Origin of the sequence: Streptomyces sp. NPDC005728 (genome assembly GCF_040630895.1) — a bacterium.
In the GTDB taxonomy this organism is placed as follows: Bacteria; Actinomycetota; Actinomycetes; order Streptomycetales; family Streptomycetaceae; genus Streptomyces.
In genome coordinates this window covers 29,378-52,782 of the sequence record NZ_JBEXYL010000037.1, presented here as the reverse complement: position 1 = coordinate 52,782, position 23,405 = coordinate 29,378, and the positions used below count along the sequence as shown (strand labels likewise).

The 23,405-nt window shown below is 72.0% G+C and carries 22 protein-coding genes; 11 read left to right on the top strand and 11 right to left on the bottom strand.

Annotation, left to right across the window (positions count from 1 at the left end):
* Positions 1-133: 133 nt before the first annotated feature.
* The 3 genes from ABZ471_RS24595 to ABZ471_RS24585 are packed head-to-tail and all read right to left on the bottom strand — an operon-like array spanning position 134 to position 1,447.
* The gene (locus ABZ471_RS24595) at positions 134-280 is read right to left on the bottom strand and encodes a hypothetical protein (protein WP_359068995.1); all 147 of its coding nucleotides are present in this window, start codon (positions 278-280) and stop codon (positions 134-136) included.
* A complete protein-coding gene (locus ABZ471_RS24590) occupies positions 280-1,056 on the bottom strand; it encodes an SDR family NAD(P)-dependent oxidoreductase (RefSeq protein WP_359068994.1) in 777 nt (258 codons plus the stop codon). Before ABZ471_RS24590 ends, ABZ471_RS24595 begins: the two co-directional genes overlap by 1 nt.
* A 52-nt stretch (positions 1,057-1,108) precedes the next feature.
* Positions 1,109-1,447 (bottom strand): YnfA family protein, encoded by a 339-nt coding sequence (locus tag ABZ471_RS24585; protein WP_359068993.1) that lies wholly within the window; start codon positions 1,445-1,447, stop codon positions 1,109-1,111.
* 133 nt (positions 1,448-1,580) lie between these two features.
* Between ABZ471_RS24585 and ABZ471_RS24580 the strand changes: the two genes are divergently transcribed.
* Together ABZ471_RS24580 and ABZ471_RS24575 are read left to right on the top strand one after the other, a co-directional pair.
* Positions 1,581-2,051 carry a hypothetical protein gene (locus tag ABZ471_RS24580; RefSeq protein ID WP_359068991.1) on the top strand — a complete coding sequence of 157 codons (471 nt, stop codon included), beginning with the start codon at positions 1,581-1,583 and terminating at the stop codon, positions 2,049-2,051.
* A gap of 54 nt (positions 2,052-2,105) precedes the next feature.
* Positions 2,106-2,585, top strand: a complete 480-nt coding sequence (locus tag ABZ471_RS24575) for a MarR family winged helix-turn-helix transcriptional regulator (RefSeq protein WP_359068989.1) — start codon at positions 2,106-2,108, stop codon at positions 2,583-2,585.
* Positions 2,586-2,625: 40 nt separating this feature from the next.
* Here the strand turns inward: ABZ471_RS24575 and ABZ471_RS24570 are convergent, their stop codons facing one another.
* Positions 2,626-4,032 (bottom strand): MFS transporter, encoded by a 1,407-nt coding sequence (locus ABZ471_RS24570; protein WP_359068988.1) that lies wholly within the window; start codon positions 4,030-4,032, stop codon positions 2,626-2,628.
* Positions 4,033-4,171: 139 nt separating this feature from the next.
* A complete protein-coding gene (locus ABZ471_RS24565; RefSeq protein WP_359068987.1) occupies positions 4,172-4,576 on the bottom strand; it encodes a helix-turn-helix domain-containing protein in 405 nt (134 codons plus the stop codon).
* 134 nt (positions 4,577-4,710) lie between these two features.
* Between ABZ471_RS24565 and ABZ471_RS24560 the strand changes: the two genes are divergently transcribed.
* The 7 genes from ABZ471_RS24560 to ABZ471_RS24530 all read left to right on the top strand — a co-directional run bounded on the left by ABZ471_RS24560 (position 4,711) and on the right by ABZ471_RS24530 (position 11,544).
* A complete protein-coding gene (locus tag ABZ471_RS24560; RefSeq protein ID WP_359068986.1) occupies positions 4,711-5,601 on the top strand; it encodes an NADP-dependent oxidoreductase in 891 nt (296 codons plus the stop codon).
* A 33-nt stretch (positions 5,602-5,634) separates the two neighbouring features.
* Positions 5,635-6,063, top strand: coding sequence for a GNAT family N-acetyltransferase (locus ABZ471_RS24555; RefSeq protein WP_359068985.1), 429 nt, complete (start codon positions 5,635-5,637; stop codon positions 6,061-6,063).
* Between the two features lie 80 nt (positions 6,064-6,143).
* Positions 6,144-7,229 carry an LLM class flavin-dependent oxidoreductase gene (locus ABZ471_RS24550; RefSeq protein ID WP_359068984.1) on the top strand — a complete coding sequence of 362 codons (1,086 nt, stop codon included), beginning with the start codon at positions 6,144-6,146 and terminating at the stop codon, positions 7,227-7,229.
* Positions 7,226-7,849: an FMN reductase gene (locus tag ABZ471_RS24545; protein ID WP_359068982.1), complete on the top strand. Its 624-nt coding sequence runs from the start codon at positions 7,226-7,228 to the stop codon at positions 7,847-7,849. The genes ABZ471_RS24550 and ABZ471_RS24545 overlap by 4 nt, the downstream gene beginning before the upstream one ends.
* Before the next feature lie 117 nt (positions 7,850-7,966).
* Positions 7,967-8,701, top strand: coding sequence for a response regulator transcription factor (locus tag ABZ471_RS24540; protein WP_359068980.1), 735 nt, complete (start codon positions 7,967-7,969; stop codon positions 8,699-8,701).
* Positions 8,701-10,152: a HAMP domain-containing sensor histidine kinase gene (locus ABZ471_RS24535; RefSeq protein ID WP_359068978.1), complete on the top strand. Its 1,452-nt coding sequence runs from the start codon at positions 8,701-8,703 to the stop codon at positions 10,150-10,152. Before ABZ471_RS24540 ends, ABZ471_RS24535 begins: the two co-directional genes overlap by 1 nt.
* A 123-nt stretch (positions 10,153-10,275) precedes the next feature.
* Entirely contained in the window at positions 10,276-11,544 is a 1,269-nt protein-coding gene (locus ABZ471_RS24530; protein ID WP_359068976.1) for an ArgE/DapE family deacylase, read from the top strand.
* Positions 11,545-11,560: 16 nt separating this feature from the next.
* On the opposite strand, the gene ABZ471_RS24525 is transcribed toward ABZ471_RS24530, so the two are convergent.
* Positions 11,561-11,731 carry a hypothetical protein gene (locus ABZ471_RS24525; RefSeq protein WP_359068974.1) on the bottom strand — a complete coding sequence of 57 codons (171 nt, stop codon included), beginning with the start codon at positions 11,729-11,731 and terminating at the stop codon, positions 11,561-11,563.
* A 195-nt stretch (positions 11,732-11,926) separates the two neighbouring features.
* On the opposite strand from ABZ471_RS24525, the gene ABZ471_RS24520 reads away from it, so the two are divergent.
* Positions 11,927-16,396 (top strand): hypothetical protein, encoded by a 4,470-nt coding sequence (locus ABZ471_RS24520; protein ID WP_359068973.1) that lies wholly within the window; start codon positions 11,927-11,929, stop codon positions 16,394-16,396.
* On the opposite strand, the gene ABZ471_RS24515 is transcribed toward ABZ471_RS24520, so the two are convergent.
* Positions 16,365-18,149, bottom strand: a complete 1,785-nt coding sequence (locus ABZ471_RS24515; protein WP_359068972.1) for a phosphatidylglycerol lysyltransferase domain-containing protein — start codon at positions 18,147-18,149, stop codon at positions 16,365-16,367. The two genes, ABZ471_RS24520 and ABZ471_RS24515, sit on opposite strands and share 32 nt — an antisense overlap.
* 99 nt (positions 18,150-18,248) lie before the next feature.
* Positions 18,249-18,530 carry a hypothetical protein gene (locus ABZ471_RS24510; protein ID WP_359068971.1) on the bottom strand — a complete coding sequence of 94 codons (282 nt, stop codon included), beginning with the start codon at positions 18,528-18,530 and terminating at the stop codon, positions 18,249-18,251.
* 79 nt (positions 18,531-18,609) lie between these two features.
* Between ABZ471_RS24510 and ABZ471_RS24505 the strand changes: the two genes are divergently transcribed.
* Positions 18,610-19,434, top strand: a complete 825-nt coding sequence (locus ABZ471_RS24505; protein WP_359068970.1) for a M55 family metallopeptidase — start codon at positions 18,610-18,612, stop codon at positions 19,432-19,434.
* Between the two features lie 9 nt (positions 19,435-19,443).
* On the opposite strand, the gene pstB is transcribed toward ABZ471_RS24505, so the two are convergent.
* The 3 genes from pstB to ABZ471_RS24490 form a co-directional block, all read right to left on the bottom strand.
* A complete protein-coding gene (gene pstB, locus ABZ471_RS24500; RefSeq protein WP_359068968.1) occupies positions 19,444-20,280 on the bottom strand; it encodes a phosphate ABC transporter ATP-binding protein PstB in 837 nt (278 codons plus the stop codon).
* Positions 20,281-20,305: 25 nt separating this feature from the next.
* Positions 20,306-21,214 (bottom strand): sortase, encoded by a 909-nt coding sequence (locus tag ABZ471_RS24495; RefSeq protein WP_359068967.1) that lies wholly within the window; start codon positions 21,212-21,214, stop codon positions 20,306-20,308.
* A gap of 74 nt (positions 21,215-21,288) precedes the next feature.
* Positions 21,289-23,286, bottom strand: coding sequence for an Ig-like domain repeat protein (locus ABZ471_RS24490; protein ID WP_359068966.1), 1,998 nt, complete (start codon positions 23,284-23,286; stop codon positions 21,289-21,291).
* Positions 23,287-23,405 lie beyond the last annotated feature (119 nt).

Below are 23,405 nucleotides of genomic sequence, written 5' to 3'. Positions count from 1 at the left end.
GGTCCCTTCACGGCTGAGCACCCGGTGCCGCCCGTGCGCTGCACGGGCGGCAGGTGTCCGGGTCCACCCCACCGCGGTCCGGCGCGGCGCGCGAGTCAACCGCGTCCGAACGGCTGGGCCACCAGCGCCCCGGTCACTTCGCGTGGCGCACCGCGTAGATCATCACGAACGCCACGAAGTGGATGCCGAAGAGGAAGTACGCGAGGAAGTACCAGACCTGGCGCTCGTTCTTCGTCTCCTGTTCCAGGCGCCGCTTCTCGAGGGAGTCCTCGTCCGGCATCACAGCTCCCGGTGGACCTTGGTGTTGGAGGCCTGGGCACGGGGACGCAGGACCAGGAGATCCACGTTGACGTGGCTGGGGCGGGTGACCGCCCAGGTGATCGTCTCGGCCACGTCGTCGGCGGTGAGGGGCTCGGCCACGCCCTGGTAGACCTTCGCCGCCTTCTCCTCGTCGCCGCCGAAGCGGGTCAGGGCGAACCCCTCCGTCTTGACCATGCCGGGCGCGATCTCGATGACGCGGACCGGCCGGCCGACGATCTCCAGGCGGAGCGTCTCGGCGAGGACGTGGGCGCCGTGCTTGGCCGCGACGTAGCCCCCGCCGCCCTCGTACGTGCCGTGGCCCGCCGTGGAGGACACCACGACCACCACTCCGTCGCCGCTCGCCTCCAGCTTCGGGAGCAGGGCCTGCGTGATGTTCAGGGTGCCGAGGACGTTCGTCTCGTACATCGTGCGCCAGTCGGCCGGGTCGCCGGTGGCCACCGGGTCCGCGCCCAGGGCTCCGCCGGCGTTGTTGACCAGGACGCCGATCGTTTTGAAGGCCGTCGCGAATTCGTCCACGGCCGCGCGGTCCGTCACGTCCAGCTGGTACGCCGTGGCCGAGTGGCCCGCCGTGGTGAGTTCCTTCGCCAGGGCCTCGATGCGGTCCTTGCGGCGGGCCGTGAGGACGACGCGGTAGCCGGCCTCGGCGAGCTGCCGGGCCGTGGCGGCACCGATACCGCTGCTCGCACCCGTGACGACGGCGATACGGGAAGCGGCGGACGGGGCGGCGGTGGCCATGGACTGCTCCTGGGGTCGGTCTGCGGTCGGCTCCGTCCAGCGTAGGCGAGGCTCAGGCGCCGTTCCGCGGCGCCCACATGATCACGGCCATCCCGGCCAGGCAGATCAGGGCTCCGGCGATGTCCCAGCGGTCGGGGCGGAAGCCGTCGGCGACCACGCCCCACAGGATCGACCCGGCCACGAAGATCCCTCCGTAGGCGGCCAGGATGCGGCCGAAGTGGGCGTCCGGCTGGAACGTGGCGACGAAGCCGTACGCGCCGAGGGCGAGGACCCCGCCGGTGATCCACAGCCACCCGCGGTGTTCGCGCACGCCCTGCCAGACCAGCCAGGCGCCGCCGATCTCGAACAGTGCGGCGAGCACGAAGAGGGCGGCGGAGCGGAGGATCGACATGGGCGCAGCTTCGCACGCGGGCGCGGTGCCGCCCGGTGGCGGGCGTGCTGTCACCTGTTGGAGGGCGCCTGGCGGGCTCGTCCTCGTGGCATGCATCCGTACGGCATACGGGACGAGGATGAGGTGAGGTGGCATGCGGATGAGAACGTGGGTACTGGGTGCGTGCGGTGCCGTGGCGGTGGCCGTGGGTGCGGCAGGGCCGGCCGGGGCGGCCGACACGCCCGAGGCCGATCTGGCCTTTCACGGGAGCGCGGTCATGAGCGGGGACCAGGTGGAGGTCCGGCTCACCCCGAGCAACAGCGGCCCCTCGGCCGTGCCGGACGCGACGGTGCTGCTGCGCTGGTCGGCCCCGCTGGCCGAGCAGCAGCAGTTGCCGTCCGGCTGCGCGCGGACGGACGAGCGGACGGTGGTGTGCGGGACCGGGACGCTGGCCGCGGCCGAGACGGGGGACCAGATCAAGGTGACGGTGCGGCTGAAGGGGAAGCCGTCGGAGGTCACGCTGGAGGTGGACACCGCCTGGAACGGGGGCGTGGTGGACAAGGACCGCGCGAACGACCAGCTGAAGGTGCTGGTCCTGGACACCGGGGACGCGTACGCCTTCTGAGACGCCGGGACCGTCGTACGATCTCTGCACCACGCAGACGAAGGAGAGTGCGGCATGGCCGGGAACGGGAGCGGGCGGTCCGGGCTGCTGGCGGAGCTGTCCGTGGTGTCCCGGCGGTACATGGCGTCGTACGCCCTGTTCAACCAGGCCGTCGCCGACCGGATCGGGCTGCACCCCACCGATCTGCAGTGCCTGAACCTGCTCACGCTGGAGAAGGGGCCGGTCACCACGGGCCGGGTGGCCGAGCTGACGGGGCTGACGACCGGGTCGGCGACCCGGCTGGTGGACCGGCTGGAGCGGGCGGGGTACGTCGTACGGCAGCGGGACGAGACGGACCGGCGGCGGGTGCTGGTGGCGACCGTGCCGGAGAAGATCGCCGAGTTCGGGCGGATGTGGGACTCGCTGGCCGGTGACTGGTCCCGCATCTTCGACGAGCTGGACGACACCGAGCTGGCCGCGATCGTCCGGCACATGGAGCGGACCGTGGAGTTCAGCGGGGAGCAGATCGCCCGGTTGCGGGAGGGGCGCGGCTAGGGGATGTCTCCCCCCGTCGGCATGATCCGGAGGACACCCCTCAGCGGGTGTCCTCCGGTGGGCGTGAGGCGTGGGCCACGAGGAGCAGCAGCAAGCCGCAGGCCGCGACGGTGATCCAGCCGGGCCGGGACGCGTGGGCGAGCCCCGCGGTGCTGGTCCCTGCGGCCAGGCCGCCGGCGATGGCGATGCCGAGCGCGGAGCCGAGCTGGCGGGCGGTGGAGGTGATGGCTCCGGCCACACCGGCGCGGGCGGGAGGCAGTCCGCTCACCGCGGTGTTGGTGATCGGGGCGTTGGCGAAACCGAATCCGGCGCCGATGAGCGCGTAGGCCGACAGGAGCAGCGGCAGGCCCGTGTGCTGGTCGAGCCCGACCAGGCAGAGGCCGCCCACCGTGAGGAAGCCGCCGGCCAGGAGAAGCGGCAACCGGGGTCCCGCACGCCCGACCAGGAGCCCCGACAGAGGTGCGCAGACGGTCGCGCCGAGTGCCATGGGCAGGGTCGCGATGCCGGCGGCCAGGGGGGTCCAGCCCCGGGAGTGCTGGAGGTAGAGGGTGTTGAGCAGCAGGGTCACGTTCAGGGCGACGAAGACCGCCACGGCGCCGAGGACCGCACTGCTGAAGGCCGGGCGCCTGAAGAGCCGCAGGTCCATGAGGGGCTCGCGGCGACGGGTCTCGACCCGCACGAAACCGGCCGTCGCCAGGGCGATGACCAGGTACGCGGCCAGTGCCGCGGGCGAGATCCAGCCGATGCGCGGTCCTTCGATGAGGACGGCGACGGTGACCCCGATGACCACGGTCAGCAGGGCCTGGCCCGGGAGGTCGAGCCGCCGCCCTCCGCGCGCGGCCCGGGACTCCGGCACGAACACCGCGCTGAGGACGAGGGCGGCCACGATGACCGGTGCGTTGATCCAGAACACCGACCGCCAGCCGAACGCCGCGACGAGTGCCCCGCCCGTGACCGGGCCGGCGGCCATGCTGAGGCCGAAGACCGAGGCCCAGACGCCGATCGCCTGCGCTCGCTCTCTCGGATCCGGCATGGCGTTCACGACGATGGCCAGAGCCACGGGGCTCAGCATGGAGGCGCCCACTCCCTGGACCGCGCGGGCCCCGACGAGCACGCCCGCCGACGGTGCGAGTGCGCACAGCAGCGAGGCGGCGCCGAAGACGGCCAGGCCGCACCGGAACACCCGTCGGCGGCCCAGCCGGTCCGCCAGCGCGCCGGAGGAGATCAGGAGACTGGCCAGGACGAGCGTGTACGCGTCGACGGTCCATTCGAGGCTGCGCGTGCCGATGCCCAGGCCCTGGCCCACGGCGGGCAGGGCCACGTTGACGATGGTGGTGTCCAGGCCCACCAGGAACATGCTCAGGCAGCAGACGGCCAGCACCGTCCAGCGTCTTCGTGCGCTGAGCAGGGGCGGCTGAACGGTCTGGGGCGCGGAGATCGCGGTCACGTCCTACCTCGCAGGTCGGGGAGCGTCTGTGCGGCCATGGTGTGGCCGGACAGCGACCGCGCCCCGGATCTTTTGCGAAGGCAGCAAATCTTTTGCGGAGACAGCAAAGGATCCGGGTCCGGACAGGCCCTGGGCGGCCCTAGGCGGGGTTCTCCTCGTCGTAGCGCTCGCGGGCCGCTCGTACGTCGTCGAAGTGGGTTTCCGCCCAGTCCTTCACCGCGGTCAGCAGGCCGGCGAGGCTGCGGCCGAGGGGGGTGAGTTCATAGTCGACCCGGACCGGGACGGACGGGGTGACCGTGCGGGAGATGATGCCGTCGCGCTCCAGGGTGCGCAGGGTCTGGGTGAGCATCTTGGGGCTGACGCCGGCGATCTTGCGGCCGATGTCGCTGTAGCGCCGGGGGCCGGGGGCCAGCGCGGCGACGACGAGGCTGACCCACTTGTCGCTGAGCCGGCCGAGGAGCTGGTTGGTGGGGCAGCTGCGCAGGAAGGCGTCGTAGTCGATACGGGCCTGCTCGCGCCGCTGGGTGGCGGTCATGGTCGCCATGGGGTCTCCTCCGGATCTCCTACGCACTCCCAGGTAACTACTTACGGATAGATAGTAGCTCTCCTAGGGTTGGTGCTGCGGCGGAGGAATTGCCGTAGAACCCATCAAATGCCTTGTGATCGAGGAGAGTTGACATGCGTGCTGCTGTGGTGACGACGTTCGGCGGTCCGGAGGCCGTGGAGATCGCGGACGTGGCGGTCCCGGAGCCGGGAGCCGGGCAGGTACGGATCAAGGTGGCGGCCGGTGCGGTGAACCCTGTGGACCTGGCCGTGCGGGCCGGTGTCTTCGGCGGGGCGGGGCGCACGCTGGGGCTCGGCTGGGACGTGGCCGGGACGGTGGACGCGGTGGGAGTGGCCGCGGCCTGGCAGGTCGGCGACGCGGTGGTGGCGCTGGCGGCGGGCGTGGCCGATCCGCTGGGCGCGCACGCCGAGTACGTCGTCGTGCCGGCGGATGCGGTGGCCAAGGCGCCGGCCACGGTGGACGCGGTGCACGCAGGCACCCTGCCGCTGAACGGGCTGACCGCCGTCCAGGCCCTCGACCTGCTGGACCTGGCGCCGGGTGCGTCGCTCCTGGTGACCGGTGCCGCGGGTGCGGTCGGCGGGTTCGCCGTCCAGCTGGCTGCGCAGCGGGGGATCGCGGTGACCGGGCAGGCCCGGGCGGTCGACGAGGAGCTGGTGCGGTCGCTGGGGGCCGCGGACTTCACGGCCGACGGGGTCGCGCCGGGCAGCGTGGACGCGGTGCTGGACGCGGCGATGCTCGGGGAGCCGGCGCTGGAGTGGGTGCGGGACGGGGGCGTCTTCGTCGGTGCCCAGCCCGGCCGGCAGCCCGCCCCGGTGCGCGGGGTGCGGACCACGGCCGTGGAGGTGAGCGCCGACGGTGCGCGGCTGGCGGAGCTGGTCCGGCTGGTGGACGAGGGAGCGCTGACCCTCCGGGTGGCCGAGACGTACGGCCTGGAGGAGGCCGCCAAGGCGCACGCACGGCTGGCTGAGGGCGGGGTGCGGGGACGGCTGGTGCTGGTGCCCTAGGGCGGGCCGGGCTGTCCCCCTAGGGTTGCCGGTATGAAGATCGTGGAGCTGGAGCCGGGGGATCCGCGGCTCGGTGCCGAGGTGCTGCCCGTGCTGCGTGAGCTGCGTCCGCATCTCACCGAGGAGTTGTTCGCCCGGGTGTATGAGGAGGGGAGTCCGCAGGGGCTGCGGTTCTCCGCGGCCTACGAGGGTGGCGGTGCCTGTGTGGGGGTGGCCGGCTGGCGGGTGCTGGTCAACACCGTCTCGCTGCGTCAGCTGTACGTCGACGACCTGGTGACCGCTCCCTCCGCCCGGTCCGCCGGGGTCGGCCGGGCGCTCCTCGTCCACCTGGAGGAGCGCGGCCGGGCGCTCGGCTGTCAGGAGCTGAACCTCGACTCCGGTACGCAGCGCACCGATGCTCACCGCTTCTACCTGCGGGAACGGATGGAGATCGGCGCCTTCCACTTCGTGAAGCCGCTGTAGCGGAAGCGGGGAATAGCCCGGGCCGGGTGGCTGTTCCAGGGGTATAGTTGAACAGTCAACAACCTGGAGGGTGAGCGACCATGCAGTTCGGGATCTTCACGGTCGGCGACGTCACGCCGGATCCCACCACGGGACGTACGCCGAGCGAGCGCGAGCGGATCAAGGCCATGGTCGCCATCGCGCTCAAGGCCGAGGAGGTCGGGCTCGACGTGTTCGCCACCGGCGAGCACCACAACCCGCCCTTCGTGCCGTCCTCGCCGACGACGATGCTCGGCTACATAGCGGCGCGCACGGAGAAGCTGGTCCTCTCCACCTCCACCACCCTGATCACCACCAACGACCCGGTGAAGATCGCGGAGGACTTCGCGATGCTCCAGCACCTGGCCGACGGCCGGGTGGACCTGATGATGGGCCGCGGCAACACCGGGCCGGTCTACCCCTGGTTCGGGCAGGACATCCGGCAGGGCATCAACCTCGCCGTCGAGAACTACGCCCTGCTGCACCGGCTGTGGCGCGAGGACGTCGTCGACTGGGAGGGCAAGTTCCGTTCGCCGCTGCAGGGGTTCACGTCCACGCCGCGCCCGCTGGACGGCGTACCGCCGTTCGTCTGGCACGGGTCGATCCGGTCCCCGGAGATCGCCGAGCAGGCCGCCTACTACGGCGACGGCTTCTTCCACAACAACATCTTCTGGCCCGCCGACCACACCAAGCGGATGGTCGAGCTGTACCGGACCCGGTACGCCCACTACGGGCACGGCACGCCGGAGCAGGCGATCGTCGGCCTGGGCGGCCAGGTGTTCATGCGGCGCAACTCGCAGGACGCGGTGCGTGAGTTCCGGCCGTACTTCGACAACGCACCGGTGTACGGGCACGGGCCGTCGCTGGAGGACTTCACCGAGCAGACCCCGCTGACCGTGGGCTCCCCGCAGCAGGTGATCGAGAAGACCCTGGCCTTCCGCGAGTACGCCGGTGACTACCAGCGCCAGCTGTTCCTCATGGATCACGCGGGGCTGCCGCTGAAGACCGTGCTGGAGCAGCTCGACATGCTGGGCGAGGAGGTCGTACCGGTGCTGCGCAAGGAGTTCGCGAACGACCGTCCGGCGAACGTGCCGGACGCCCCCACCCACGCGTCCCTGAAGGCGTCCCAGGAGGTGAGTGCCGCATGAAGCTCGTCGTCGTCTCGGCGGGGCTGAGCGTCCCGTCCTCCACCCGGCTGCTGGCCGACCGGCTGGCCGCCGCCGTGGACCGCCGCACGCCCGTGGACCTCCAGGTGGTCGAGCTGCGTGACCTCGCGGTCGAGATCGCGCACAACTTCACCAACGGCTTTCCCGGACGGAAGCTGGCGGCCGCGCTGGACGCGGTGACGGAGGCCGACGGTCTGATCGTCGTCACCCCGGTGTTCTCGGCGTCGTACAGCGGGCTGTTCAAGTCGTTCTTCGACGTGCTGGACAAGGACGCGCTGGCGGGGAAGCCGGTGCTGATCGCCGCGACCGGCGGTACGGCCCGGCACTCGCTGGTCCTGGAGCACGCGCTGCGTCCGCTCTTCGCCCATCTCCGTGCCGTGGTCGTCCCGACCGGCGTCTACGCCGCCTCGGAGGACTGGGGCGCGGAGGGGCTGCCGGAGCGGATCGACCGGGCCGCCGGGGAGCTGGCCGGGCTCATGGCCGGGCTGTCGGGCGCCCGTCCGGGCCCGTCCGAGGAGGAGCGGCCGGCCCCCGTCGAGGTCGCCGACTTCACCGTGGTCCCGTTCGCGGAGCAGCTCGCCGCACTGCGGTCCGCGGGGTGAGAGGACGGTAGGGGCATGTCCCCGGTTGCCCGTGCGAGGGTGAGAGGCGGGTAAAAAGGGTGATCGTAGGCCTGCTCGTCCCGGCCGAACCGCCGGAGGCCTTGGCAGACTGGTGACGTGCCCCAGACTGTGCTGCTCGCCGAAGACGACCGTGCCATCCGCCACGCCCTGGAGCGTGCCTTGACCCTCGAGGGGTACGCGGTGACGGCGGTCGCCGACGGAGTCGAAGCCCTGGCGCAGGCGCACCGGACCCCGCCGGACGTGCTCGTGCTCGACGTGATGATGCCGGGCATCGACGGACTCCAGGTCTGCCGGGTGCTGCGGGCCGAGGGCGACCGCACCCCGATCCTCATGCTCACCGCGCTGGTGGAGACCGCCGACCGGATCGCGGGCCTGGACGCCGGCGCCGACGACTACGTGGTCAAGCCGTTCGACGTGGAAGAGGTCTTCGCGCGACTGCGGGCACTGCTGCGCCGAACCAGCCCGGTGCCCGCCGGCGGCGGATCCGGTGCTTCCGGGGGCGAGAGCGCACGGGAGGTGCAGGTCTCCGACCGGCAGGTGGAGGCCGCCGGGGTCCGTATGGACCTCCAGGCCCGCCGGGCCTGGCGCGGCGGGCGCGAGCTGGAACTGACCCGCACCGAGTTCGAGCTGCTGGAACTCCTGGCGCGCAACACGGGCATCGTCCTCGACCATGCGACGATCTACGACCGCATCTGGGGCTACGACTTCGGCCCCGGCTCCAAGAACCTCGCCGTGTACGTCGGCTACCTGCGCCGCAAGCTGGACGAGCCCGGCGCCCCCCAGCTCATCCACACCGTGCGGGGCGTGGGTTACGTGCTGCGGGAGGACTAGTGAGCCGCCGCTGGCGGCTGCCGGCCGGGCCCCGGCCCAAGCTCGTGTCGCTGCGCACCACCTTCGCGGTGTCCTTCGCGGCCGTCACCGCGGCCGTGACCATCCTCGTCGGCATCCTGTCGTACAGCTCCGCCGCCCGTCTGGTCCGGGTCGACCAGCAGTCGGTGTTCACGCAGGTCGTGCAGGACGTGCAGGACGAGGTACGGCAACACGCGATGGTCCCCGAGGACTTCTCCTCCTCCCGCCCCGGACACGATCTGGTCCGGCCGGCCCGCACCGATGTGCAGGTGCTCGGCGCGCAGGGGCAGATCGTCGACCACGGCAGCCCGGTGCTGCCCGTCACCGCCGGGGACACGACCATGGCCGGCGCGCAGGCGGCCGGCAAGGTGGTCCAGCACAAGGACGTCAGGGTCGGCGAGGACCTGTTCCGCATCGCCACCGTCTCGCTCGGCCGCGGGAAGGGCGCCGTGCAGGTCGCCCAGGAGTTCAGCGACACCGAGGACCTGCTGCGGGCGCTCCAGCAGCGGACGCTGATCCTGATGGCGGCGGTCGTCGTCGCCGCGGGGCTGTTCGGCTGGTGGCTGGCCCGCCGGATCACCCGCCGCCTGGTGATCCTCACCTCCGCCGCCGAGGACGTGGCCCGCACCCGGCAACTGGGCATCGAGGTGCCCGTCGCCGGCCTGGACGAGGTGGGCCGGCTCGGCCGCGCCTTCGACCGGATGCTGGGCCGGCTCGCCCAGTCGGAGGAGGACCAGCGGCGGCTGGTCCAGGACGCCGGGCACGAGCTGCGGACGCCGCTGACGTCGCTGCGTACGAACATCTCGCTGCTGCGCCGGATCGACGAGCTTCCGCCGGCGACCCGGGAGGAACTCGTCGCCGACCTCGGCCAGGAGGCCCGCGAGCTGACCGACCTGGTCAACGAGCTGGTCGACCTCGCCGCCGGGCAGTCCGACGCCGAGCCGCCGCAACGGGTGGACCTCGCCGACATCGCCGAGGACGTGATGGGGCTGGCCAAGCGTCGTACGGGCCGGGAGATCGTGCTGCGCACCAGCGGCGACACGCGCGCCGACGGGCGGCCCGGGATGCTTCAGCGGGCCCTGTCCAACCTGGTCGAGAACGCGGCGAAGTTCGACCGCGACGGTACGGCGCCCATCGAGATCAACATCACCGGGCCCGCGCGGCCGGGCACCGTCCGGGTCGAGGTCCTCGACCGGGGGCCGGGCATCGCCGAGGGCGACCTGATCCGCATCTTCGACCGCTTCTACCGGGCTGCCGACGCGAGATCCCAGCCGGGGTCGGGGCTCGGGCTGTCCATCGTCCGTGAGGTCGCCATGGCGCACGGCGGGGCGCCGTTCGCGATGCGGAGGGAAGGGGGCGGGGCGGTCATCGGGTTCACGGTGTCACCTTCGGCGGCGGCGTCCCCACCCGCACCACCCGCGCGGCATGCGTAGCCGGGTGCGGATGGCCCCGTAGGGGTGCTCGTCGTCGGCGGCTTGTGAAGCGTCCGGGCCCTGTACTCGGTGTGTGGTGCCGGTCATGATCGGACCGGAAGTGCACCGAAGGAGGGAGTCCGCATGCTCACCGACCACGAGGCCGCCGCCCTCGCACAGATCGACGAGGCCGAGGTCGCGCGGATGCTGCTGGAGTTGATCTCGATTCCCAGCGTGACCGGGAGTCCGGCCGAGTCGGAGATCCAGCATCTGCTCGCCGGGTGGCTGGAGCGGCTCGGGCTCGAGGTCGATCTGTGGTCCATGGATCTGGCCGAGCTGCGCGCCGACCCGGGGTTTCCCGGGGCGGAGGCCGCCCGGGACGAGGCGTGGGGGCTGGTCGGGTACACGGCCCACGGGGGCGATGGGCCCACCCTCGTCCTTCAGGGGCATGCGGACGTCGTACCGCCCGGGGATCCGGGTGCCTGGGACGGGGATCCGTTCGTGCCGCGGGTGGTCGGGGGCGATGTCGTGTTCGGGCGCGGGGCCTGTGACATGAAGGCGGGGCTCGTCGCGCATCTGGCGGCGCTCGCGGCCGTCAGGGCGTCCGGCGTCCGGCTGCGAGGGCGCGTCGCCGTGCACTTCGTCGTCGGGGAGGAGGACGGCGGGCTCGGCGCCTTCGGGACCTTGCGGCGCGGGCACACCGGGGACGCCTGTGTGATCACGGAGCCCACGGCGGGGACGCTCATCACCGCCAACGCGGGAGCCCTCACCTTCCGCCTCACCGTGCCCGGCAAGGCGGCCCACGCCAGCTCGCGGGACGCCGGCGTCAGCGCCGTCGACGCGTATGTGCCCCTGCACCGGGCGTTGGCCGCCCTGGAGACCGCGCGGAACCGGGATCCCTCGCCGCTCATGGCCGAGCACCCGATCCCGTACGCCCTCTCCGTCGGCACCCTGCGCGCCGGTGACTGGGCCAGCAGCGTGCCCGATCTGCTCGTCGCGGAGGGGCGGCTCGGGGTGCGCCTGGACGAGGAACCGGCCGCCGCCCGCGCGGAGTTCGAGCGGTGTGTGGCCGAGGTCTGCGCCGGCGATGCCTGGTTGCGGGACCACCCGGTGCAGGTCACCTGGCCGGGTGGGCAGTTTGCGAGCGGACGGCTGGCGGACGGGCATCCGCTGCGGGAGGTCGTGGCGGATGCCGTGGCCGATGTGCGGGGTGGTGCGCGGCCGCGGGAGCGGGGGGCACCGTACGGGAGCGACCTGCGGTTGTACGCCGGGGCGGGGATACCGACCTTGCAGTACGGGCCGGGGGATGTGCGGGTCGCCCACAGCGCGCAGGAGTGCGTGTCGTTGCGTGAAGTGGTCGAGGTGGCAAGGGCGTTGGCGGTCACGGTGATGCGGACCGTCGGGGTGAGGTGAGCCGGGCCGGGACGGTTCACCGCTTGCCCCGCAGGGCTCGTACGACGTCGGCGACGCCGCCCAGGATCGACGCGCGGTCCTTCGAGTCGGCTCCGCCGAGCGCGGACCGGACGATCAGGACCGCGGCGAAGGCCACGATCAGGAGGGTGAGGACGCCGCAGAGGGCGGCGAGGAGGAGGGGGTCCATCGGGGGTCCTTTCGGCGTACGGGGCGACGCCGACGACCATGCCCGAGGTGCCCCGGCCCAGGGCCGGACGGATCTGCCCGTTTGCGGGTGATGTCGCAGGTCAAAGCAGTAGTGTGCGACTTCGCGAGTCGTACGAGTCGTACGAGTCGGGTGCTGGGTCGGTCCGAGCGGTGAGCACGGAGGGGGACGAGCGCGATGGTGGAACCGCTGCGGTACGAGGAGCATCTGAAGAGGCTGCTCACGGCAGCCGGAGAACCCACCTCGAACAGGCTGAGCCGGGAGATCGAGAAGAAGCACGGGCTGAGTGTTGCTCCCCAGACGATCGACGACTGGCGCGCGTGCAGGTTCTTCCCCCGTGATACGGGGAAACGGCATGCGTTCCTGGCCACGTTGGAGTCCCTGGCACGGGCGCGGAGCCGGGACCGGCTGCACTTCCCCGGGCCCGACGACTGGAACCGCCTTCTGGAGGAGGCGCGGAAGCGTCGCACAAGCCGAGCCGGGGACGACGCTCGAACCGTGTCGCCGCCACCCGTCCCTACCGCCTCCCGGCAGGACTGGCTCAGCGCCGTGGAGCAGTCGGAGGCCTGGAAGCTCGTCGTACGGGGGGCGGAGGACCGAGCCGGCGCACTCAAGGAGCAGACCGGCCAGATCGCGGGCCGACTCGCGGAACTGTACGACGAGAAGCGGAACTTATGCGCCGAGGACCCCTGGTACGACCCCGATCTGGCCCGGCGCACCACCCGTTGGGTCAACTACCGGCTGGCGGACATCAACTCCCGTCTGGGAACACGGACCTTGGCGGCGGCCGAGGCATCCCTGATCTCGCTTCTCCCGTTCCTGTATCAGGTACGAAACGCCTGGACGGTAGCCGCGCTCCGCCACGTCGATCCGACGAACCTGGACGAGCGGATGCGGGGCGGTCCGGAGCGTGAGAGCTACAACCGCCTGCTGCGCAACCACAAGCGGCTCCTCCGCCAGGCGCGACGCGGAGGCGAACTGCCGGACCGGCGTGACGGGCGCTCGGAGGTCGGTTGGTGGCTGTTCCACCAGTGGGTGAAGCAGCAGGTGGGACGGCCTGGACAGCTCGATGACATGCTGGACGCCCTGGACCTGGGCGCGACCGAGATGGGCACGGTGCTGGACCAGCCGTTGCTGTCCAGGCTGCTCTCCTGCGCGCACGTCGGACCGCGCAAGCTGTTCGCCGGAAGGCCGGAAGGACTGCTGCAGGAGACCCCGTTCGCCGTGGACTTCGACGGACGTGACGCGCAGCTGGTCCGGGAACCTCTGGTGGGTCCCCTGTTCGCGATCGCGCACGCCATGGCGATCGAGGTGACGGACCTGCCGTCGGCCGTCGTCAAGCACGTCGGCATTCCGGAACCGCTCGACCCGAAGCAGCTGCTGAGGAGGCTGAACAAGGCCAAATGGAACCCGGTCGGCGACACCCTGGCCCTGAACGCCGACTGTGATCACCCCGCCGCCGTGGCCGCGCTGACCGAACACGCCCGGCATCTGGACGCCCTGCTGCGCGAGGCGCGCCGCACGAGGCCGACCGAGGAGATCGGCGCTCTGCCCGTGTACGCGCACGCCGACGGGGTGCGCGAGGTGGACGAAGAGGGAGCGCCCAGGCAGGCCGGTGAGGTGATCCGGTTCCGGCTGGACGAGGAGCGGATCCAGGAACTCCTCATGGGGGAGAACCTCTACCGCGACCGCAGTCTGGCCATCCGGGAGCTGTACCAGAACGCGCTGGACGCCTGCCGGTACCGCCGTGCGTTCCAGCTCAAGCAGGACGGACGGGACACGTTCCAGGGCGAGATCACGTTCCGGCAGGGGTACGACCCGGACGAGCACCGGTACTACCTCGAATGCGAGGACAACGGCATCGGCATGGACGAGATCGTGCTGGCCGACGTCTTCTCCCGGGCCGGGGTCCGGTTCCGCGATCATTCCCGCTTCCAGGAGCAGGCACGGCGCTGGGAGGGCGACGGGATCACCGTCCACCCCAACAGCAGGTTCGGCATCGGCGTGCTCAGCTATTTCATGCTCGCGGACGAGATCCGCGTCACGACCTGTCCGTTGAACGCGGGTGAGGCACGGCCGGAGCAGCTGACGGTGCTGATCACCGGGCCGGGGCACTACTTCCGGGTCCGACGCACCGGGGAGCCGGGGAAGGTGGGCACCACGGTCCGCCTGTACCTGCGGGACGGCGACCGGGCGCCCTCCTGCGTGCGGGAGCTGCGTCGGCTGCTGGGCATCGCGGATTTCGAGACGAAGGCGGCCATGCGCGGGTCCGAGGATTCGGCGACGTGGCGGCCCGGTGTGCTCCGGGCGCGCGAGGCCACGGGGGGCCGGTCCGACGGCTTCGTCGCCCACGGGCGCACGGTCTCCTGGCCCGAGGGCGGCCGGCGCGTCGACGGTCAGGTGGTCTGGTGCGAGCACGGGGGCGGTCTCCTCGCCGACGGCATCTTCATCGAGCCCCGGGTGCGGCGTGGGGTGCTGGCCGGGCCGGGGGAGCCCGGTCGGCTGTGGGGAGTCGTGGTGAACCTGACGGGGGAGAGCCGGCCCAAGGACCTGTCGGTGGACCGTACGCAGATCCTGGACCCGGATGTGGGCATGGTGGTCGAGCAGTTGATCACGGCTGCCCTGCCGGCTCTGTTCGCCGCCGGTCCGCCCCTGCTGACGGGTGAGTGGCTGGCCGAGGTGGCCCGGCACAGCCCCCGGCTCGCGGACATCGTGACGAAGGCAGCAGGAGAGGCCGGCGTGGTCCTGGAATTGCACGGGCATCCTGCGCCGGTGGCGACGGTGGGGTTCTTTCCGCCCGACGTCACCCTGGTCCACGAGGCCGACAGGGGCGAGCAGTGGTCGCCTGCCGCCTACGTCGCCGGCCTGAACACGGACGACGCCACGTTGCTGTGGCGGCTGCTCGCTCACCGTCCGAACGCCGAACTGACGGCACTCGCCGGCGTCGTTCCGGAGTTGTCCCTGGTCCGGGCGGTGCTGCCGGCGAGACCGTCGGACGTACTGATGCGTTCCACGGACTCCGGGAGGACCTCCTCACGGGATTGGATCGATCCTGCGGAGGACGGGGAGCCCGTACGTCCGGGACACGTTCTCTCGGTAGCCGGCGCCTGCGGGGTGTCGTACGACGAGGCCTTGGCCCGCATGGACCGGCTTCGCCTGCCCGTTCCGGCGCGACCCGACGGCCCGGCGGTCGCCGTCGACGCCACCATGGTCGCGTTGCTGGACCGGGATCTTCGCGGAGTCGACGAGAGCTTCAGCGGACACCGCTGGCTCCGCGTCGCACCCCTGTTGCCGCCGGGGCACTTCGTCAAGGCGCACCTGATGCTGAACGTCGGTGTCGACGAGGCGGCAGGCCGCATGAAGGAGTTGGGCTTCTCCACGGCCGAGACGGAGATACGGACGGAATCGCCCGAGGACTGGGTGGTGCGCCTGCTCAGCGACAGCCTGGACGGCTCGCCTCCCTGGCTCACCCCCTCCGAACCGGTCCCCGCGGGACAGGTGCTGTGGGCCATGCGTGAGCTGGACCGTTCCCTGGAGGAGGTCGTCGGGCGACTGAGGGACTACGGGCTGCGCCCCGAGACGGGATCACTGGACGAGCGGTCGGCACGGGAGCTGCTGCGGCTGAGCGACGAGTGGGGCTGGCCGGACTCGGTGATGTGGCGCCTCGACGTCAGGGTGGACGTACCTCCCGGCTTCCTTGCCCTTGCATCCCTCCGATCGGGCGTTCCGCTGCACGACATCGCACGCCGTGTGGAAGAGCTGGGCTTCTCCACCGGCAGCCTGCCCGAGCAAGTCGCGGACACGGACGTGGTGTTCCTGGGCCTCCGCGAGCATGTCCCGTACACGCACGAGGCCGGAGCCGAAGTTTCCCTGGTGGCGCTGGTCGACCGTGCGGCGGACAGCGGGCTGCCGCCGAAGGCGGTGGCCGAACGGATGCGCGCATACGGGTTGAAGCCGCAGGACACAGGTCTTCCCGACCGTTTGGGGCCGGACGACCGGGAGATCCTCGGGGCGGTCTACAGCGCCCTGCCGTCGGGCGCAGATGATCTGACCGCCCTGACGATCCCCATGCTCGCGACGCTTGAGGCGGCCGAACGCACGCGGGTGTCCCCGCAGGCCGTCATCGACTGCCTGCACCGCTACGGCGTGCGCACCGCGCATGCCACCGCACCGGCGAGTCCGAGCAGGTACGACAGCGAGCTGGTCAGTCTCAGGACGAACGGCGCCTATCTCGACTGGAGCCGACCGGTGCCGCTGTTCCACCTGGTCACCGCCCCGCCCGCGCTCCTGATGTCGCAGGAGGATGTCATCGGCCGCCTGGTCGAGTTCGGGCTGGAGGTTCCCGCGCACGCACTCGAGGGCCTGGACGAGACCGATCTGAGCCTGTGCCGGGACGTCTTCGGGCAGCAACGTACGGAACTGCCGCTCGCGCTGGGCGACCCGATCGAGGACTTCCTGGCCATCGCCCGCCATGCCGCGCTGCCGCTCGAAGACCTCCTCCCCCGCCTCACCCGTCTCGACGTGGATCTCCCCCGAGTGGCCGAAGCAGTGCGGGCCGCCCTCCCCTACGTCCCCGGCCTCGTCATGGCCTCCGAGGGCGAGGACGACCAGGCCGCTACGACCGACGACTCAGCCCCGGCAACGTGAGAAACCCCTCCGCCCGGGCGCTCGCCAGCCCGATCCTCGGGATGTCGCTGCTCTTCGCGAAGAGCAGGAAGCGTGGCTCCCAGACCGGGCGGTACTTGGCGTTGGCGCGGTAGAGGGACTCGATCTGCCACCAGCGTGAGAAGAAGGTGAGGATCGAGCGCCACAGGCGCAGGACCGGGCCGGCGCCGAGGCGGGAGCCGCGTTCGAAGACCGAGCGGAACATGGCGAAGTTCAGGGACACCCGGCGGACGTCCAGTTCGCCGGCCCGCAGCAGGAGTTCCACGACCATGTACTCCATCAGGCCGTTCTCGCAGGCGCGGTCGCGGCGCATCAGGTCCAGGGAGAGGCCGTGCTCGCCCCAGGGGACGAAGCTGAGGAGGGCCCGGGGGACGTCGTCGGCGTCCCGGCACTCCAGCATCACGCAGCGGCCGTCGCCGGGGTCGCCGAGGCGGCCGAGGGCCATGGAGAAGCCGCGCTCGGTGGCGCCGTCGCGCCAGTGGTCGGCGCGGTCGACGAGGTGGGCCATCTCCTCGTCGGGGATGTCCTCGTGGCGGCGGATGCGGACCGTGTAGCCGGCCCGGCGGACGCGGTTGTGGGCCTGGCGGACCACGCGCATGGCGCGGCCTTCGAGGGTGAAGTCGGCGAGGTCGACGATCGCCTCGTCCCCGAGTTCGAGGGCGTCCAGGCCGTGGCGGGCGTAGATCGTGCCCGCCTCCTCGCTCGCGCCCATCACGGCCGGGGTCCAGGCGTGGCGGCGGGCCTCGGCCAGCCAGGCGTCGATGGCGCCGGGCCAGGCCTCGGGGTCGCCGATGGGGTCGCCGGAGGCCAGGCTGACGCCGCCGACGACGCGGTAGGTGACGGCCGCCTTGCCGCTGGGGGAGAACATGACGGCCTTGTCGCGGCGCAGGGCGAAGTAGCCGAGGGAGTCGCGTTCGCCGTGCCTGGCGAGGAGGCAGTGGAGCTTCTGCTCGTCCTCCTCGGCCAGCAGGCAGGCGCCGCGCGGGGCGCGGAAGCAGGCGTAGAGGACCAGGAGGAAGGTCGCCGCGATCAGGCTGTTGATGATCACGTCCGCCCAGCGGGGCGCGTCGACGGCGGCGACACGGTCGGCGAGCGGGCCGACGCTGATGCCGCGCAGCAGGGTGTAGGCGATCTCGTCCTTGAGGGTGGCGCCGGGGAGCTTGTTGGTCGCGTGCACCAGAAGGGTGCCGAGGGCGCCGCTGACCAGTGCGCCGCCCGTGCCGACGGCGAGGGCGAGACGCGGGTTGGAGCGGTCGCCGATCGCCTCGAACTCGCGCCGGCCGAGCAGCAGGGCGGCCACGAACAGGCCGGTCAGGGCGGCGGAGAGCCAGTTGAAGAGGTGCTCGCGGTAGGGGTCGCGGGTGAGGGCGAGGAGGTAGAGGCAGAAGAGCGGGCCGGCCAGGAGGAGATTGAAGACCCAGGCGGCGCGTTTGCGGCGGCGCATCACGACCGCGAGGAAGAGGGCGAGGGCCGCCGAGACCAGGCCGGCGGTGGCCAGGTACGGCGTGAAGAACGCGCCCGCGTTGTGCTCGTGCACCTCCTCGCGGAACGGCAGCGAGACGACCGCGGCGATGTTGAGCACAGCCTGCAGGCGCAGGTACCAGACGGTGGCCGCCGCCGCCCGCTTCCGCAGCCGGTCGTCGCCGGCGGGCAGGAAGGGGATGCGGGGGCGGGGGCGCGGGTTGCGCTGAGCGGGAACCTGTGGGGAGATCAGGGTCGACTGTCGTGCGGGCATGGTGACGGGCACCTTGGGGGAGGGGGACGGGGCAACGCTGACCCTACAGCTAGTAGGGTGATGCGCATACGGATGTGCACACACCCGGTGCACAGGTTCTCATCCCGAGCCCTCGGTGCCGCGCCGGGCCGCCGCCAGCGTCCAGGCCAGGTTGCCCACCGCCGCCCCGGCCGCCACCACGGCGACGATCACCCCGCCGGTCGCGAGGCCGTCGCTGAACAGGTGCGGGCGCCGGTCGAGGCTGTGCAGGCCGAATCCGCACAGCTCGTACACGCCGACGGCGGCGACGACGAGGCTGACGACCAGCACGGTCAGCGTCGGGGCGAGGCCGCGCACACCGTCCTCCGCCGATGGGCTCGGCTCCATTTCAGTGTCCTGCATGGTGTCCCCCGATGAACAGATGTGTGGCCGTTGGCGGTTGGGAACCTACATTACGTAGGGTCGGGTTAGGGTCGGTGCCGTGCGGATCTACATCAGCGTGGACATGGAAGGCATCACCGGACTCGTCGACGCCGACGACGTCCAGCCCGGCGGGCGGGACTACGAGCGGGGCCGCTCCATGATGGCCGAGGACGTGAACGCGGCCGTACGAGGCGCGCTGGCGGCCGGCGCCACGGACATCCTGGTGAACGACGCCCACGGCCCGATGCGCAACCTGCTGCCCGAGGCACTGCACCCGGCCGCCCGCCTGGTGCGCGGCAAGCCGAAGCAGATGGGCATGCTGGAGGGGCTCACCGCCGGGTACGACGCGGCACTGTGCGTCGGCTACCACTCCCGGGCCGGCGCCCTGGGCGTGCTCAGCCACAGCTTCATGGGCCACGAGATCGAGGACATCTGGCTGGACGGCCGCCCCGTCGGGGAGATCGGCCTCGCCCACGCCACCGCGGCGGCCCTGGGCGTCCCCGTGATGGCCCTCACGGGTGACGACGCCGCGTGCACGGAGATGACGGCATGGGACGCGTCGGTCGTCACCGTCCCCGTGAAGTACGCCCACGACCGGTTCGCGGCCAGGCTGCGTCCGGCGGACGAGGCGCGCGAGGCCATCGAGGAAGGGGTCGCGCGGGCGCTCGCCCAGGCGCCGGTGCGCCCGGCGGCCGCCGAGGCGACCCTCGCCGTGCGCTGGCAGTCCGCCTCGGTCGCGTCGACGCTGCTCGGCATCCCCGGGGTCACCGCCGACGACAGCCGGACGGTCCGGGCGAGCGGCGATCTTCCGTTCCTGTACCGGCTGTTCGGGGTGTGGATGCGGGTGGCGGCCTCGCTCACCAACCAGCCGCCGTACTGCTAGCCGCACCGCTCAGCCGAAGCGGCCCGCCACGTAGTCCGCCGTCCGCTGGTCCTCGGGAGCGTTGAACATCTGCTCGGTCAGGCCGTGCTCGACGATCCCGCCGGGAGTGCCCTGCTCGGCGAGGAAGAAGGCGCACTGGTCGGAGACGCGGGCCGCCTGCTGCATGTTGTGGGTGACGATCACGACCGTCACCTCACCCACGAGTTCGTGGATGGTCTCCTCGACCCGGCGGGTGGAGGTCGGGTCGAGCGCCGAGCACGGCTCGTCCATGAGCAGGACGCGGGGGCGTACGGCCAGCGCGCGGGCGATGCACAGGCGCTGCTGCTGGCCGCCGGAGAGCGCGCCGCCGGGCTGCCGGAGCCGGTCCCGGACCTCCTTCCACAGACCTGCCCGGGTCAGCGACTCCTCCACCAGCTCGTCCTTCTCGCGCCGGCCCACCCGCGTGCCCGTCAGCTTCAGGCCCGCCACCACGTTGTCGTAGATCGACATCGCGGGGAACGGGTTGGGCTTCTGGAAGACCATGCCGATCCGGCGGCGGGCGTCGGTCAGCCGGCGCTCGGGGGCGTAGATGTCCTCGCCCTCGAAGAGCACCTCGCCGCCGAAGGCCGCGCTCGGGATCAGCTCGTGCATGCGGTTGAGGGTGCGCAGGAAGGTCGACTTGCCGCAGCCGGACGGGCCGATCAGGGCGGTCACCCGGCCCGCGGGCATGGTCAGCGAGACCCGGCTGAGCACCTGGTGGCTGCCGAACCAGGCCGAGACCGAGCGGGCCTCCAGGGTGGCGGGCGCGGCGAAGGAGGCTGCGGCCGTGACGGGCAGGACGGCGGTGTCGGCGGTGTCGGTCGTCATGGTGGGCACCTCGGGTCGGAAGGAGTTACAGCAGGTTCGGGAGCAGTTCGGTGGTGCGCGTGGCGACCTGGAGGCCCAGCACCGCGACGACGGGCGCGAAGACGATCCACGTCTGATGGCGGCCCCAGCGGTGCCACGCCCACACCGCGGCGACCGCGGACAGGAGCAGCGCCTGCAGCCACATCACCAGCGGCCACGGCAGCCCGGAGGGGCGCGCCAACGGCTCCTCGGAACCGGGCAGCGTGCCGGAGCGGATCACGGCGGGCGGGGTCTGGAAGGCGGCGGAGACCAGGTCGGCGTCGACGCGCAGGATGCCGCCCGGCATGAAGTGCGGGCCGGTCGCGGTGATCAGCACCAGCCGGCCCTTGCCCGTGGCCAGGGCGGTGGGCGCCGGGTCGCCGGCCCGCCGTACACCGGTGACCTGGTACCGGGCCTTGCCCTGACCGGTGGTCACGGTGAACGTGTCGCCCGCGGCGAGGTCGGCCAGCTGCCCGAACGGGCCGCCGTACGCGGCCGCCCGGCCCATCAGCACGCTGGTCCCGGCCTGCCCGGGCAGGGGGGTGTCCCGGCGGTGACCGGGTCCGTCCGTCAGGACGGCGGAGTCGGTGCCCTCCAGCACCACCTGGCTCAGACCGAGCTCCGGTACGTCGATGAGCGCGACCGGGGTGCCCGGCGCGATCAGTTTGCCCTGCTGGTCGGTCTGGGACACCGGAGCGGTGCCCAGGGCGAGCTGCTCGCGCAGCTCGTCGAACGCGGCGTGCTGTGCGCTGTGCTGCTGGACGCCGCTGACCAGCAGCAGCTGGACGGTGATGCCGAGCAGCAGGGCGGCGAGGCTGAGCAGGCCGCCGCGGGCCAGGTGGCGGACGGCGGTGACGCCGCGGACGCGGCTGCGCGGTGCGGCCGGTGCGAGCGTGGTCGGTACGGCGACGGTCACGGCGGCCCGCCTCCTTCAGTGGTCGTAGGGGGCTGCCGGGGAGACGGGGCCGGTCTCCCCGGCAGCCGGGTGGGTCAGGTGGACTTGACGGTGAAGTTCGGGCCGCTCTTCGAGTTCACCGTCGAGGAGCCCGCGTAGAAGGCGTGCAGCGTGTGCTTGCCGCGGCTCAGCTTCGGCAGGGTGATGGTCACCTTGCCGCCGCTCAGCGTGCCGGTGGCGAGCACCTTGGAGCCCTCGTAGACGCGCACGGTGCCGCCCGGGGTGGTGCCGGCCGCGGTGACCTTCACCGTGACCTTGGCCCTGGCGGTGTGGCTGATGGAGGAGGGCGCGGTGGAGCTGACGGACGCCGTCGCCTTGGTGATCTTCAGGGTGGTCGTCGTCGAGGACGCGTTGAGCTTGGAGGTGCCCGCGTAGGAGACGGACAGCGTGTGTGTGGCGACCTTGAGGTGGTTCGACAGGCCGATGGTGACCTTGCCGGAGCCGTCCACGGTGCCGGTGCCGAGGACGGTGGAGCCCTCCTTCACCGTGACCTTGCCGGTGGGGGCCACGCCGTGCGAGCCCTTGACGGTGACGAGGACCTTCGGGGTCCTGCCGTACGCGGTGGTCGCGGCGGTCGCCGTGGTGGTGCTCGCGAACCTGACCGAGCCGCTCCACGTGGCGGCCGCGCCCTGGCCGTTGAGGTTGGCGCCGGCGACCGAGGCGGTGTAGCTGCCGGTGGCCAGGCCCGAGAAGGTGTACGAGGTGCTGCTCGCCGGAACGTCCTTGACGGCCACGACGGCGCCGTCCGAGCCGGTCAGCGTGACCCGGTAGTCGGTGAGCGGCAGACCGGTGGGCGCCGGGGCGGTCCAGGACAGCTTCAGGCTCGCGTCGCCCGGCGTGGCCTTCAGCCCGGTCGGCGCGGAGGGCGTCGAGGTGTCGATGCCCGACTCCTCCAGGCCGCCCAGCTTGGCGTGCTTGGCCACGCTGATCGAGCCGTTGTACGGCTCGTTCACGAAGCCGAAGGAGGCGATGACACCCTCGGCGGCGTCCGAGGCCAGCGCGGCGCTGTGGCTGCCGGTGGTCACGAAGACGTCGTAGAGGTCCTTGTCGAAGAAGATGCTGCGCGGGTCGATCGCCCGGGACGGCACGACGTTGTAGACGTCACGGCCGAAGGTGGCGTTCTCGTAGTAGGCGTTGACCGGGGCGAGCTTGCCGTTGACCGTCGTCACCGGGCTGGTGGCGCCGGAGTCGCCGGGCAGCTGCACGGCCGCGAGGTGGGCGCCGGCCGCCGCCGCGTCCTTGCTGTAGTCGGGGGCGACGTCGTTGTTCTGGGCGATCCAGCTGCCCACGGAGAACGGCACCAGCGCGCCGTCCTCGGCCAGCGCGCCGTCGGCCTGGTTCTCCTGGACCGTCGGGATGTTCGGGGAGATCGTGGCGTCGGTCAGGCCGATCGCCGACAGGAAGAACTTGCGGGTGCCCGAGCCGCTCTGCGGGATCTTCGGGTGCACGGTCTGGCCGCCCACCGAGGTGAGCGAGCCGGAGTAGATGTCGTGCAGCTGGTCCACGGTCAGGCTGCCCAGCGCCGAGCCCTTCGCCGCGACGCCGACCGCGTCCCGGGCGAACGGGATGTAGGTGAACGCGGTGCCGGAGGTGGACGGTCCGCTGGAGGAGCGGGCGAAGTCGATCTGGCCCTTGACGGAGACGCCGGAGGAGTCCGGGTACTTGTCGCCGGTCAGCGACTGGCTCAGGGCCAGACGGCCCTTGCCGGAGCCGTTGGGGCGCAGGAAGGACGGGCCGCCCGAGCGGGTGGTGATGTGCGAGGTGGTGGAGCCGGTGCCGGGCTCGATCGCGTCGTAGGAGGCGATGCCCGCACCGGTCGCCGACTTCACGGCTGTCCCGGTGTAGCTCTTGCCGTTGACGGTGTCACCGGCCAGGGCGTTGAGCACGTCCTGCGTGGTGTCGGAGCCCACGCCGACCAGCTGGCGGAAGGTTCCGGCGGGGGTGGGGTCGGCGTATGCGGGGCTCGCCAGAGCCAGGCCGCCGGCCACCACGGCGGCCGCGACGAGCGCCGCCGTAGAGCGCGTTCTGCGCATCGAGAGTCTCCTGAGAGTAGTGCGTGGGTGCGGGAGAAGGGATCTGGCAGGGTGGTACGGGCCGTCCGCCCCGACTGCCTTTCGGGGCGGGCGGCCGTCTGTGGGGGGCGCCCCGTGCG